The organism is Bradyrhizobium septentrionale, assembly GCF_011516645.4.
GTDB lineage: Bacteria > Pseudomonadota > Alphaproteobacteria > Rhizobiales > Xanthobacteraceae > Bradyrhizobium > Bradyrhizobium septentrionale.
Genome location: NZ_CP088287.1, coordinates 118,517 through 131,213, shown reverse-complemented (window position 1 = coordinate 131,213; position 12,697 = coordinate 118,517). Strand labels below are relative to the sequence as shown.

General features: G+C 60.9%; 12 protein-coding genes and 2 pseudogenes. 4 read left to right on the top strand and 10 right to left on the bottom strand.

What is annotated here, in order from left to right; genetic code table 11:
• Window positions 1-14: 14 nt before the first annotated feature.
• From HAP48_RS49845 to HAP48_RS49835, 3 genes are all read right to left on the bottom strand, one after another.
• Window positions 15-392: a hypothetical protein gene (locus HAP48_RS49845; protein ID WP_166218064.1), complete on the bottom strand. Its 378-nt coding sequence runs from the start codon at window positions 390-392 to the stop codon at window positions 15-17.
• Between the two features lie 467 nt (window positions 393-859).
• Window positions 860-2,338, bottom strand: a complete 1,479-nt coding sequence (locus HAP48_RS49840) for a DNA topoisomerase (RefSeq protein ID WP_248114221.1) — start codon at window positions 2,336-2,338, stop codon at window positions 860-862.
• 306 nt (window positions 2,339-2,644) lie between these two features.
• Window positions 2,645-3,997 (bottom strand): IS1380 family transposase, encoded by a 1,353-nt coding sequence (locus HAP48_RS49835; protein WP_166218061.1) that lies wholly within the window; start codon window positions 3,995-3,997, stop codon window positions 2,645-2,647.
• 1,514 nt (window positions 3,998-5,511) lie between these two features.
• Between HAP48_RS49835 and HAP48_RS49825 the strand changes: the two genes are divergently transcribed.
• Window positions 5,512-5,670: a hypothetical protein gene (locus HAP48_RS49825; protein ID WP_166107226.1), complete on the top strand. Its 159-nt coding sequence runs from the start codon at window positions 5,512-5,514 to the stop codon at window positions 5,668-5,670.
• 26 nt (window positions 5,671-5,696) lie between these two features.
• Here the strand turns inward: HAP48_RS49825 and HAP48_RS49820 are convergent, their stop codons facing one another.
• Together HAP48_RS49820 and HAP48_RS49815 are read right to left on the bottom strand one after the other, a co-directional pair.
• Entirely contained in the window at window positions 5,697-5,942 is a 246-nt protein-coding gene (locus tag HAP48_RS49820) for a hypothetical protein (RefSeq protein WP_166107227.1), read from the bottom strand.
• 23 nt (window positions 5,943-5,965) lie between these two features.
• Complete coding sequence (locus tag HAP48_RS49815; protein WP_166107228.1) at window positions 5,966-6,187, bottom strand: hypothetical protein; 222 nt, start codon at window positions 6,185-6,187, stop codon at window positions 5,966-5,968.
• Between the two features lie 474 nt (window positions 6,188-6,661).
• On the opposite strand from HAP48_RS49815, the gene HAP48_RS49810 reads away from it, so the two are divergent.
• Window positions 6,662-6,928, top strand: a complete 267-nt coding sequence (locus HAP48_RS49810) for a hypothetical protein (protein WP_224497273.1) — start codon at window positions 6,662-6,664, stop codon at window positions 6,926-6,928.
• 276 nt (window positions 6,929-7,204) lie between these two features.
• On the opposite strand, the pseudogene HAP48_RS49805 reads toward HAP48_RS49810, so the two are convergent.
• Both HAP48_RS49805 and HAP48_RS49855 read right to left on the bottom strand, forming a co-directional pair.
• Window positions 7,205-7,870: pseudogene (locus HAP48_RS49805) on the bottom strand (helix-turn-helix domain-containing protein).
• Between the two features lie 93 nt (window positions 7,871-7,963).
• A pseudogene (locus HAP48_RS49855) lies at window positions 7,964-8,102 on the bottom strand (SulP family inorganic anion transporter); the annotation flags it as partial.
• 197 nt (window positions 8,103-8,299) lie between these two features.
• On the opposite strand from HAP48_RS49855, the gene HAP48_RS49800 reads away from it, so the two are divergent.
• A complete protein-coding gene (locus tag HAP48_RS49800) occupies window positions 8,300-9,052 on the top strand; it encodes an outer membrane protein (protein ID WP_166218055.1) in 753 nt (250 codons plus the stop codon).
• A 280-nt stretch (window positions 9,053-9,332) separates the two neighbouring features.
• Here the strand turns inward: HAP48_RS49800 and HAP48_RS49795 are convergent, their stop codons facing one another.
• Window positions 9,333-9,842, bottom strand: coding sequence for a Spy/CpxP family protein refolding chaperone (locus HAP48_RS49795; protein ID WP_224497274.1), 510 nt, complete (start codon window positions 9,840-9,842; stop codon window positions 9,333-9,335).
• A 154-nt stretch (window positions 9,843-9,996) separates the two neighbouring features.
• Window positions 9,997-11,163, bottom strand: coding sequence for an integrase core domain-containing protein (locus tag HAP48_RS49790; RefSeq protein WP_224496526.1), 1,167 nt, complete (start codon window positions 11,161-11,163; stop codon window positions 9,997-9,999).
• Between the two features lie 444 nt (window positions 11,164-11,607).
• Here HAP48_RS49790 and HAP48_RS49785 point away from each other — a divergent pair, with 444 nt between their 5' ends.
• A complete protein-coding gene (locus HAP48_RS49785) occupies window positions 11,608-11,814 on the top strand; it encodes a cold-shock protein (protein ID WP_166218049.1) in 207 nt (68 codons plus the stop codon).
• 124 nt (window positions 11,815-11,938) lie between these two features.
• Here the strand turns inward: HAP48_RS49785 and HAP48_RS49780 are convergent, their stop codons facing one another.
• Window positions 11,939-12,649 (bottom strand): autoinducer binding domain-containing protein, encoded by a 711-nt coding sequence (locus tag HAP48_RS49780; protein WP_166107311.1) that lies wholly within the window; start codon window positions 12,647-12,649, stop codon window positions 11,939-11,941.
• Between the last annotated feature and the right edge of the window lie 48 nt (window positions 12,650-12,697).

Genomic DNA, 12,697 nt, shown 5'->3' with positions numbered 1-12,697 from the left:
CGACTGGATCGCCTTTAACGACCCAACGCCTTCTCCAGCGTGATGTTGATCTCCGGCAATACGTAGCCGCGATGGTCGACCCGCTCGACCGCGAGGATGGACTTTGGGACAATTGGTGCCCGTACCAGGAATGCCGAGGAGAACCGAGTCTGATAACGGCCGCCGATCACAAGCTCGTTGGCGGCATGTGCCGCGATGACCTCGTCGTCCTGCCGGGCTAGGTCAAAGCACCCGATCCGTCCCTGGGTATCAGTGGCCGGGAGTGACCAGGCGCGATCAGCATAACGAAGGATTGCCGGGCCAAATAGTCTCCCAAGTACGCCTCGGCTTGCATCAGGATTTCCGAGCTGAAAGACGGTCGCGAGGAAATCTCGCCCGTCGATGACACACATTCCGCGTGTTGTAACGAATGTCCAATGCGACCGCGAGGATGACGCCGGTGCAGCCGACCTACGTTCCGCCGCCACGTATCCCGGTGCCGGCGCCGACCTATGTGCCGCCGCGCATTCCGACGCCGCCGATCGTGACTCCTGCGCCGCGCGCTCCGATTGATCTTCGCCCGATCAATCGCCCGTCGGCACCGGATGTCGTGCACCTGCCGCCCCAGCCCGTGCCTGCGCCGGCGCCTCGCTCCAGCCGGCTCACCGGCCCCACCGGTGAGCCGCCCAAATGGACGTCCTTTTTGCTGTCCAATCCCATCCAAACCTCCGTTCCAAGCCGGAGGCTTCTTCGCACATTCATTCTAACTCTGAAGCCAGGGTATCGGCTTCGCGCTTACGTTTGTTCTGTCGCGGGTGCCATTGTTGGGATGATTTGTTTGAGAGTTTGAAGCGCTTTGGTGGTCTGGACGCCAAGTTGGCTACGCTGCAACCAGTTTGGGGATGCGGATCAGGTTGTAGGCGATCAGATTGACCTTGGCTTCCTTCAGGCGTTGCCGAAGGGGCTCGTCGTCGACGAAGCGCCAAGCATTTTGCATCGCATCGATGAGGGTGCCTTCGTTGTAACGCGGCGGCGGCCGAGTTTCCTTGTCGTCAATTTTGGAATTCTGCAGTTGTGCGGTCTCACCTTGGCGCAGCTCCGGAAGCAATTGTGCTTCATCGCCATTTTCGTCGACGGGCTGCCAGTCCGGGAATGCTGCGTGCCAACCGAGATCGATGCTCTGGCGGCCGGAGGCGCGGAGCTCGAAGCCATGGACGTCGAGAGTTGCGTTTGTCTGCCGATAGCGGAAGTCGAGCATCAGCGCTGCCAGATAGGCCCGCGCGACGAGGTCGAACAGTTTCTTCTTATCGGATGACAGACGAAGCCAGACCTCGCGCAGCTTATCGATCGTGTTGACATTGGGAATGACGGCGTGATGGCTCGCGCCCTCCAGTCCCTTATCGTAGAAACTGCCGCTTGCACCTTTGCGGATCATCGGAGGCTCTGGCATGGGGATTGCGCTGAACGCTTGGCCTACCTGCAGTCCGGTCACGATCTTCGGAACGTCCGCTATCAAGCTCTGCGGCAGGTAGCGTACCTCCGCGCGCGGATAGGTGATGATCTTCTTGCTCTGACCGTCATAGAGTTCCTGCGCCACCTCGAGCGTCTTGCTGGCCGGCCAGCCGAAGCGAGAGCCGCACAGTTTCTGTAGTGACGGCAAATCGTGCAGCTTGGGTGGCCCATGCCGCTTTTCTTCGACGCGCACCGCAAGCGCGCCCTCGAAGCCCTGAGCTGCATTAACGATATCCTGGGCGACCTCGCGACGGACAATCCGCTCCTGCGGCGCGTGACGCATCTGGAATTGCCCTCCGGCAACCTTCGCGGTCGCAACAACCTCAAAATAGGAGAGCGGCACGAAGTTTCGGATTTCCAGTTCGCGCGTGCAGACAATCGCCAAGGTCGGCGTCTTCACGCGACCAACCCCGATCACACGCCGAGCACCTTGCCCCAGGATGACGGTCGCGGTGCGCGTGAGCGACAGGTTGTAGATCTGGTCCGCCTGCCGTCGGGCGACGGCCGCGGCGTAAAGCCTGGCATATTCGGCATTGGATTTTGCCCGCACGAACGCGTCGCGGATGGTCTGCGCGTCCTGCGCGGTGAATAGTACCCGGAGCACCCGGCCGCGGTAATTGTAATGCTCGAGAATTTCCTGACCGATGAGCTGGCCTTCGCGGTCGCAGTCGGTGGCGAGCCAAACCTGCTGGGCGGTGCGTAGGGCCTCTCGGATGGCTTTGAGCTTGGCGGCCTTGTTGCCGCCCTTTGCCGGGCGAGTACCATAAAGACCCTCCGGCCGCAGGAGAATCGGCGACCAGCGTTTCCATTCCGGCGCCACATCTTCCGGTTCGAGCAGGTCGAACAAATGACCCTCGGCCGGCAGAACATCTGCCGTAGCGCGACCCAACGGCTTCTCCAAGGAGGAGTGCGCCAACTATCTCAAAAATTCAGGGTACGTTTCCGTATAAACACATCATGCTCTAGCTGTACCGCCATTTCCGCTAGCCCGTCCTATTCGTGAGAGTGCGTTTTTTTAGTCCGATTGGTGTGGCCGCACATCTGCTCTGACGAGGCGCGCGGGATTGCCTTCGGCTTTCACCGCCTGACGACCGGTACTTTGCAACGCGCTTGAGGGATGGGTTGGGCGAACGGGGGGCGGACGCCCCGCCGGTCAAGGACCGAGCGGCAGCAGCGCGCCTGGCAAGCCGCGGATCAGGTCGGCTTCGGGACATGCCGCGGCAAACGCAAGGCGAATGCGGCTCGTGGTCTCGACGACACGGGCAGCGAGTTTCAAGAGACGAAGACGCAGCGTCGCGAACTCGGCTGTGGCCAATTCCCGGGCTTTGGGAATCGCGTCGCGCACGGTCAGCATCAGCCAATAAGCGGCGGTGTCGAGAACGAGGCGGACTTGATTGGCGAGCGCCGAACGGCAGCTGGTGCGATCGGAGGCGAGCTGTGTCTTATGCACCTTGATCAGATTCTCGGCTTGGCCGCGCGCGCAATACAGGCTGTCGTAGATCCACTCGGCCGAGCCGACATCGAGGCTGGTGACGACGAAACGGATGTCGAGGCCGAGCATCGTCGCCTCAATACGGGCGACGGTACGTCGTTCGCGATCCCAGGACTTTGCCTTGTGGCGCGTCTCGGTATAGCCACGCAGAACCGGCAGGTTCTCGATGGCGCGTCGCGTGCGGATGCCGTCGGCGGCCTCGTCGAGTTTTCTGGCGAGCGGCTTGGTGCCGGACAGACCGAAGATGTAGTCGATGCCGTTGGTCTCGCACCACGCCATTGCCTCCGGTGCCTCCGGCCGGGCATAGTGCCCGTCGCCACGGAACGTAATTCGCGTGTTGTGCCACCGCGTCCGGATATGCCGTATCAGGCGGCGCAGATGGGCACGCACCTCGACGCCGCCCGGCGTCTTGCCGGGCCGCAGCACGACCGCCACGGGCCGGCTCTTCTCCGTGTCGTAGACGTGGATCGGCAGGAAGCAGCGTTCGTCATAATGAGCGTTGAACAGCGAGAGCTGCTGATGGCCGTGGACGACATCGAAGGTATCATCGATGTCAAGCGTGACGGATGCCGGCTCGCGCGGGTAGCTATCCATCCATGCGTCGACCAAAGTGTAGGTCAGTCGGATCACGTCGCGCAGGCGCGGAGCATTCTCCAGCCGCGACAGCGTCGGTTGGGAACACAGATCGCGACCCGTGTCCGGCAGCCGTCCGCAGGCCAGCTTGAATGCGGGATCGGACCGCAGATGATCGAGGTCGTCGGCGTCCTCGTAGCCGCAGCAGATCGCGAACATGCGCGCGCGGAACATATCGACAAGGCTGTGCACGACCCGCGTCGGATCGCGCCGATCCGGGAACACGCGGGCCAAATTGTCGGCCAAGCCGAGACGCCGCTCGGCCATCGCCAGAAGCATCACGTCCCCGTTCGAGGTCAGCCGACCGCCATCGAAGGCAGCTGTGACTTTCTTGGCGTGAACGGCTGGAAACGAGAAGGGCAGAATCATATCGTCGGTCATGGCGGGCGTGGCGTTCGCGGTTGAGGTGATGGGGTTGGCTTCGCAACCGAATCCTACGCCGCATCAGCGCTTTACACCACGCTCGCCAGCCTCTCAGGCGCCCTCTGACGAATAAGACGGGCTAGCTCCTTTAGGTCGACGACTGTCATTTCTTTGCCTCAACCGATTCTCAACCGGCCGGCGGAACGTCGCCTAATCACTGCTTCTCTGCAGGGGCGCTGAGGCCACTAGGCGGTGCAGGCGGGGGTGATGGCGGTGGTGGAGTTTCCGCGGCGGGTGCCGCAGCAATGCAGTCGCCCGCCCAGATCTTGGTGCCCCTGACCGTGCCGACCAGTTTGCAACCCATTGGCGCTTGCGGCCTGATCTGAACGGGCGGCCTTTTAGCCGCCTTCGGGGGAGCGGCTTGTGCAAATGCGCCGGTCGTAAAGAGCAGCGCGATAAGTCCGATTAGCGGTTTCATGGGTAGGCCCGTTCTAGGGCGTCTTCCATGATATTTTCCCCACTGCTTCAAACATCGGCTTTCAAGCTTAATGCAACCCAAGGGCGCGCGAAAGCCGCCCCGGGAGGGGCTTTTGGCTGGGCTGGCGGGGAGATCCAGTGCCATGCCGACAAAAGTCGCTAACCCCAATGGCTAATGGCGCGAAGCTGCGTTTTGATACAACCTGACGATGCTGCCTATTCCGCGTGGGCGGCGCCGAGTGGAAGCATCCCTGGCTTCTTTACCTGAAGAAGCCAGGGAATCGCTGAGGCACCCTTGTGGCTTGAGCGCGATCAAGAAAGCGACGCGATTAAGTTGCTGCGGCGCATCCGCCATTTTCCGGCATCGATCGGCGGGGCACAGGTCGTAGCTCCGCCTCATTCTTTCGCTGACATGGTCAGTAAGTCAGCGCGGGACACAGGCGCGCGGGCGACTGCGCCCGGAGTGAAGCGCTTGCACCGCCAGCCGCGATCGCGCTCCTCCGGGCTGCGCTTCGCGTTGCAACCGCCGCTTTTCGCTACGGTTCTCCGTTGAATAGCTCAATACGCGGCGTAGCGTAGGGAAGCGCCACACTGGCCCGCCGCCCAGCGAGGCGTTGCCCCGGCTCGGCCGCCCACGGCCCCCAGCCAGCCGGGCTGGGGCAGCCGGCTCCATCGACTACGAAGATTAGGACGGTGCCAAAGCAGCTCAAAAACCTGCGCGTAGCCCGCCAGCAATATGATGGTGGATACCGATCTCAGCGCAGCGCAAACGGCTGAAATACTCCTCGGGCTGATTAGTGCAGCTCAGCGCTCAGGAGAGCGAGATCCGGATGCTGCAGCGGGCCGGCGTCCCGACGGCATCCGCTGAACTGCTGCTCGTCCGGATGCGAGCCAAGGTCGATAATCTCTGTCGGGAGCGGGATACCCTCAAAAAGGCTGCCACTGGGCAAGCTACCCACCCGATCGAGATCCAGCGGACCTGAGAGCTGGTTCACACTCGCCGAAGCTGCCCTCGGCTATCCTCGTCACGCCGCTTACTCTCGAGGAGACCGACGATGATCGCATTCGCCAAAGTGCTGTTGCGTTCCGCGAGCGTGGACGTCGGCGGCTCCGATGGGCTCAAGACCATCATGATCTTTTGCGGCGCAGGCCTTTTGCTCTCCCTTCTTGCGGCGATGACCTATGGCCTGAACCTCGCTGCAGACTTTTTCTGAAGGTCTGGCCGCCGCGCTGCACATCCCTATCCTTCCTTCAGCACCGCCTTGACCTCACCTGCCGACCAGCTTTCGCCCTCGGCGATCGCCCGCACCTTTGCGTCTCCGCCGACCAGCAGGTGAGAACTGAGATCATCGTCAGCCGGCATGACGACGATTTCCGTCTCGGGCTTCCAGTTCAGCGTCAGATCGAGGTCGCCGGGAAATATCTTCCAGCGCGAGCCATCGTCGAGCTCGACGATGTGGCTCTCGGAATGAGATCTGATCTTCACGGCGCAGCCCAGGTGCTCGCGCGCTACTTCTGGCCCGAGGGAGCCTGAGCGTTCGAGTTGTTCGGGTTCTGCTTGTTGGCTTCGTGATATCCGACGACGCATCCCGCCGCCGCGCCGAGCTTGCCATGGCCGGCCATGTGGCCAGCGACACCGCCGACGATGGCGCCCTTAATGCATCCCTTGGCTTCCGCCGGCGACGCGAAGGCGAGTGCGGTCAGGCAGGCTATTGCCAATATCGTCTTCATGGTTCCTCTCCGAATTTATGCCTCTTCGGGAGATCAAGTCGCCTGACGGAGGGCCGTTCCGCTCTGGACGGCGGATGGTCGCCGAAAATCGTGAACATGCCGGCGAGGGCGCGACGAATTGCGCGGCTTTGCGCCACCCCGTGCACTGCGCACACGGTATTGTACGACCTTACCGAGCCTATCGGATCGCATTCCCTGAAAGATATGCTTCAGGACGCATCGGATCTGGCCGCGATGGCCGAGGCTTTGAGCCAGTCGGCCGACTACCGAGTGTTGCGGCGCCTGATACCGCGGGCCGCGTCCCAGCCGACCATCGGGCAGGTTGCAAGACCAGCGTCCTAGTGGACACCGAGACGACCGGCCTCGATCACGCCAGAGACGAGATGATCGAGTTCGGGATGCTCAAGTTCGACTATACGCCGGACGGGCGGATCGTCGGCGTCCGCGACACCTTCTCCGCCTTCCACGAGCCGAGTGGTTCTATTTTCGGCGGACGTTACGGCACTCACGGGCATCACCGCCGAGATGGTGGCCGGTCACAGATTCGACGATGCGGCCACCGCGACCTTCGTAGACGATGCAGTCATCGTCATAGCGCACAATAGCGGGTTCGACAGGAAGTTCGCCGAGCGCTACTGGCCGGTGTTCGAGCACAAGGCCTGGGGCTGCAGCATGAGTGAGATTGGCTGGCGCAAACACGGCTGCGCGGGTGCTCAACTCACTCCGCGGCAGGCAACGTAGGCAGAGCTACCTGGGTTAAACTTTGGCGGTCCTTGCATTCGTATTTATGGCCAGACTTTGATCGGGAACCGACAGTATATTGCGCCTCGATAAAAGCTTCTCGTCGACATCCAGTAGGCGAGGCAGGTCCGAACCCGGTCGAGCTCGTTGCAGCCGACGAGTCTGCGCCGGAAAGAGCGCGCCAAAAACATACGCTTCAGCAGGACATCGACGGACGAATTGGCGTGACCGTACAAAGTCAGCTCGCAGCACTTGAACGTTGCCGTGCTCGCACGATCAGGCGTCGAGCTGCACAAGCGCTTCCCGATCCAGCAAAACGAGTTGACGCTGGGTTTGTCCATCGAACCTTAGCATCTTATCATCACGCAAGATCGAAAACGCGCGCGACACGGTTTCGAGGGTCAATCCAAGATAGTCGGCGATGTCGCGGCGATTCATCGGCAAGCTCATGACGTTCGGATGAGCAAGCCGCTCGTCCATTTCCAGAAGGAATGCGGCTAACTTCTCGAGCGCCGTCTTTCGTCCTAGCAGAAGCATGTGGTTCTCGGCGTGCTGAAGATTGCGCGTGACGAGGTTGAGAAGGCTTGCCTGGCCCGGCTCCCGCTGCGCAATCGTATCGAGCAGGCTGCTTCGGCTCGTGATGCGAACCTTGGCCTGAGTCACTGCTTCGGCGGTGAAGCGGTGAATTATCCCATTCTCAAGCCCGAACATATCATCCGCGAGATGGAACGAGTTGATTTGCCGGCGGCCATCGCAGAGCATCTTGTAGGTCCGGATTGTACCAGAGACGATCTGGTAGACGTACTCGGCCTCCTCTCACTCCCCAAATACTTCCATCCCTCTGCGATAGGTAAATTCGCTACAGATGATCTGCTGGCCGGCAAGGGCCGCCAATTGCCCATCAACCGCAGGGCGGCTCACTGTGGTAGTCCTGATCAACATCGCAGAACTCCGTACAAAATGGACGTGGCGGTGAACTCGGGAACTTTAGGCAACGGGCGCATGAGCGCACTTGATCTGGCGCAATTCAAAGCAGCCTACCGTGCCCGCCATCATCAGCGAGATCGCGGAAGTCCGTCCGACGGCAAGGTGACGCGAGGGACCCGAGCAGCGCATAGCCGAGGCTGCCCAGCATAAGACCGAAGATGCCGACCTGCGGCGGCAAGCCTGATAGGGGGTATCAAGATTCGGCAATGGCAATTCTTAAGTCGGATTAATAGCTTGTCCTCGGACTTGGCCGGCGAGTGTGGCTTCGCCGGTACAGCCTACCGGCAGCATCTCCCCTACAATTAGAACTGGAATAGTGAAGTAGGCGCTCCTGCCTGGCCTCAACGCTTCGGGGACAACTGAAGCGGACTGGGAGAAACACATATGAAGAAGATTTTGGTTGGCGCGATGGCGCTGAGCCTGTCGGTACCGGCAAGCGCGGCGGATTTAGCGGCCCGTCCCTACACCAAGGCGCCTCCGCCGATGGTGGCTCCGATTTACGATTGGACCGGCTTCTACATCGGCGCCAACGGCGGCTGGGGCCAAAGCCACAACTGCGTAGATTTCGTCACTGCTGTGGGGACCGTCGCGAGCGGCTGCGGTGATCGTTCCGGCGGCGTGGCCGGTGGACAAATTGGATATCGCTGGCAAACCAATCAGTTCGTATTTGGATTGGAAGCTCAAGGCGATTGGGCCGACATCAAGAACACGCGCGTGAGCCTTTTCGATCCGACGCTCTCGACCACCGCGAAGACTGATGCAATCGGTCTCTTCACCGGCCAGCTCGGTTGGGCCTGGAATTCGGCGCTGCTCTACGTGAAGGGCGGCGCTGCTGTGACCAGCAATCGCCTGACCATATTCGACAACACCACCGGGATCGGTTTGGTCTCGGCGGATAGCACGCGCTGGGGCGGCACCTTGGGTGTCGGCTTTGAGTATGGCTTCGCCCCCAACTGGTCGATCGGTGCGGAGTACGACCATCTGTGGATGGGGCACGCAAATAACTCCTTCTCGGTGGCCGATCCCCGCCTCGCTGCCGTACTCAACGACCGGATCAGCCAGGACGTGGATATGGTCACCGTGCGCTTGAATTATCGCTTTGGCGGCTACGGCGCTCCGGTCGCGGCGAGATACTGACCTTGTCCTAATACTTTTCTCCAATCAATTAGGCCGGCATCTCTGCCGGCCTTTTGTTGGAGAGAATATGTCTGAAAGATCATCTCCCAGATCGCCAATCTGGCCGGCCTAAAGCCGTCACGAGGTGGCCGACTACATCAATCTGGCCTTTGAGACGTCGGGCATCGCCGAAATTGTCAGGGCACCGGCGCGCCATCAAATGCGTTGATTCCGGATTGCGTGTATCGACGATCGTCGCGGACCAAAACTTGTTGCTCCGCGACGCGTCACGCCAGGTAGTCTAGTCGTCGTCATCTTCGGTTTCGATCTGATGTTCAATCGCATCTCGCATCCCGCGCATCGCCGCGTATGTCGCGAATGCCATCCTCTTCTTCTGGTCCGGTGTTAGCGTCTTATAAAGCGGTTCCCACGTGTCGGCGAGCTTCTTGAGGTCAACCGCGCGTTGACTCAGTATTTCTGCTCGACGTTGCATAAGTTCGACCGGATTGCGTTCACCAATCGCTTCCATTGGGCTGCTATCGCGCAGTTCGGCCACCCGCTCGAAGCGGACTTGTCGGTTCTTCGCTCTCGCACGGATGGCCCCTTCCACGGGCGGCCAGTATTTTTCCTGATCGGGCGTAAGCTGCAAGGCGGCCTTGATCATGCCGACGCGCGCATCCGTCAAGGCGTTGAGGTCGGCGGCGCTAGGATGCCCCATTCCTACCGTGGAAGAGGTCTCCGCTGCGTAGGCAAGTGTTGATGCTGTTAAGAGAACTGCGGTTGCTGCAAAGGCTATCGTTCTGATCCTCATCGCAAACTCCTGGGTCTCGTGTCGTTCGCCCCCCAAGCAGAAGGCCATAGGAGTTCTGAAGCAGATTGATTTGGGTCAAGTAGACCCTCACTTACCGTGTTCAACCGGCATGATTCCCGACATTTTGGACCGGCATGATCCCCGACAGTTTGGGTTAAGCGGTCTGTTCGCCCGGTTCGCGCAGCCCCTCACGAGGCGGAGCGAACCGGGTGAACAGGCCGCGGCGGTCGATGAGACCGACGTCGAGGTCGCAGAAGCGGACGACGTGGTCACCGGTATCGAGTTCGGCGATGCCGACAAGTTCGTTCACCAGCGCCTGACCGATAAAGACGAACTTGCCTTTCCATTTAATCTCCCCATTGCCGCGAACACGGCGGGCCTGGTGATCGGCGTCATACCAGGGGTCTTGCTCGCGATCCGGCATGGTGCGTTGAGATGCTCGATAGGCGTCCTCCGGCGGCCGTTGGCCCAGCGCTTCGTGAGGACGTTCCTTATTGTAATGCTCTCGGAAGGCGTCAAAGCGGGCCTGTTGCTCGGACGCATTATCTGCCGGTGGGCTCGATGTTTGCGCCTTCAAGGTGCGATGCATGCGCTCATGGCGACCGTTCTCCTGCGGCGAGGCCGGACGGATGAAGTGCGGCGTAATGCCGAGCTTCAGCCACCAGACCGACAATGTGGTGAGACCGCCGGCGCCGCGCGAGCCGAACGGCGAACCATTGTCGCAGCGGATTGCCCGCGGCAGGCCATGCTCGCGGAAAGCCCTCTCGAAGCGGGGGCGGACGCCCTCGGTCGTCGGTGCGACGATCTGCAGTTCGATCAGGAAGCGACTGTGGCTGTCAGCCACCGTCAACGGATCAATCCGGCACTGGTCGCGGGTGCGGAACCAACCCTTGAAGTCCACGCTCCACTCGTCGTTCGGCTCCTGCACCGGCGTGCAGGGACGCCGCTGGTCGAGCGGACGGCGGCGGCGCTTCACCGGCGAGATCAGCCCCGCGCGCTTGAGAATGCTCCCAATCGTCGACGCCGCCGGCCAATCGATCTCCGGCGCCTGGCGGTCAAGCAGGGCGAGCAGCTTGCGCGGTCCCAGATAGGGAAAGCGCTGCCGAGCCGCGATCACCTTCTCTGCAATCGCCGCATCGGTCGTTTGTCGGCATTGCTGCGGCGCGTGCGAACGGTCCCTGAACCACTCCGGATCGCCGCTCTGCTTCCGCTGGCGCCATGCGTAAAACGTGTCGCGGCAGATACCGTGACGGCGGCACAACTCCGACACGCTCCAGTTCCCGCTCTCGTACTCCATAAGCATCCGGATACGCTCTTCCATCCGACTGGTCTCTCTGAACGGCATCGTCGGGCCCTCCCGCCGATGCTTCTAGAAACCTGTCGGCAATCATGCCGGTCTAAACTGTCGGGTATCTATCCGGTCTGTACCACCGGCGAGTTCCGCCGGCTGTCGACTCGGACGCTCGAAAGCAGCAGGCGCAGACCTGACCGGCAAACCGCGGCTCGATGTCGGACAGCCCGTCCGGCCAGCGGTCAGCGTTCAGTAGTGCAATGTGACGCTTGCAGTGGCAGTAGGCGCGATGGCCCGCGATCGATCAGACGTTGTCCAATTCCATGTCGCCGAGAACGATGAACCGCCCGGGGGCATCCCATTCGATGCATGGCACCAGACGGGTGACAAGCTGAGCGATCAACACCGGTCGGCTTGCGGGAATGGTCCAAGCTGATTTACTGTCAACGCGATTGCTTAAGTAGGAGACGGACGGTGGCGACAGGTGTTGTGAAGTGGTTCAACGCGACCAAGGGGTTTGGCTTCATTCAGCCGGATGACGGCGGTCAAGATGTTTTTGTGCACATAAGCGCGGTTGAGCGGGCTGGCCTCTCAGACTTGCGTGAGGGGCAGAAAGTCTCTTACGAGGTCAAGGTGGATCAAAGGCGTGGTAAGAGCAGCGCAGAAAATCTGCGTGTTTGATCTTGTGTTGTAGGCACCTGATTCTCGGCCCCAGCCTCAGTCGGGCGCCCACTCGAAATGGTCCCACTGCGTTCACAGCGCTGGGGGCCGTTTCATCCTATAGATCCAGGGGCGCAGGATGCGGTCAGATCAGGCCGAGCTTCGTCGCGAGTGCCGTGGCTTGGGCGAGACTTCCCGCATCGAGCACCTTGCGGGCGTTGTTGAGATGAAAATTCACGGTCGCGAACGACATATTTTCGAGGGTGGCGATCGACTTCATCGGCTTTCCCTCAGCCGACCATTTGAGGCAGAGGGTCTGCTTGGCCGTCAGCTCGAAAGTTGGCTGCGCGGTCGGCTTCGCATTGTGCTCTTCAAGCTTGGCATGCAGGAACGCGACCGCCGTGACGGCGGCGATCTGATCGATATCCTTATCGAGGGTCAAGGACGGTTTGCTCGATGCGAGCGTCAGCATCGACATGTGCCGGCAGGCCGTCCGTATCGGGATGCTGATACCCGATCTGATCCCGAAGTCGCCGGCCTCGGAATAGAAACGCCGAACCTCCTTCGTTTCCGAATGGCGGGAGCCTCCGGAGCACCAGGTGAATGGGCGCAAAGTCGTGCTGGCGGTTTTTACGACCGGATCAATCGTCGTGTAGTCGCTGTCGAAATAGTGCTTCAGCCACTCCGGCGAATAGTTCGAGTAGGCATAAGTTCTGGATGGCTGGATGTAGAGATAGGCGTAGCAGTCAAAGCCCAATTCCTCCACGAGATCCGGCAGCGCGTCCCTCAGAACTTCCTGCGTTCTCGCGGCAGAAGTGACGTCCGTCAGTCGCTGAAACCAGGTTTTTAGGTCCATTCTCCTCGTATCCATTATTTCTCTGAAGACTTCTTTCTGGCGGCGAGC

What these genes read in the sequence shown, in the direction of transcription:
- HAP48_RS49845 (WP_166218064.1), bottom strand. Translation starts at nt 392, where the DNA reads ATGTGTGTCATCGACGGGCGAGATTTCCTCGCGACCGTCTTTCAGCTC.
- HAP48_RS49835 (WP_166218061.1), bottom strand. Translation starts at nt 3,997, where the DNA reads ATGACCGACGATATGATTCTGCCCTTCTCGTTTCCAGCCGTTCACGCC.
- HAP48_RS49825 (WP_166107226.1), top strand. Translation starts at nt 5,512, where the DNA reads ATGATCGCATTCGCCAAAGTGCTGTTGCGTTCCGCGAGCGTGGACGTC.
- HAP48_RS49815 (WP_166107228.1), bottom strand. Translation starts at nt 6,187, where the DNA reads ATGAAGACGATATTGGCAATAGCCTGCCTGACCGCACTCGCCTTCGCG.
- HAP48_RS49800 (WP_166218055.1), top strand. Translation starts at nt 8,300, where the DNA reads ATGAAGAAGATTTTGGTTGGCGCGATGGCGCTGAGCCTGTCGGTACCG.
- HAP48_RS49795 (WP_224497274.1), bottom strand. Translation starts at nt 9,842, where the DNA reads ATGAGGATCAGAACGATAGCCTTTGCAGCAACCGCAGTTCTCTTAACA.
- HAP48_RS49790 (WP_224496526.1), bottom strand. Translation starts at nt 11,163, where the DNA reads ATGGAAGAGCGTATCCGGATGCTTATGGAGTACGAGAGCGGGAACTGG.
- HAP48_RS49780 (WP_166107311.1), bottom strand. Translation starts at nt 12,649, where the DNA reads ATGGACCTAAAAACCTGGTTTCAGCGACTGACGGACGTCACTTCTGCC.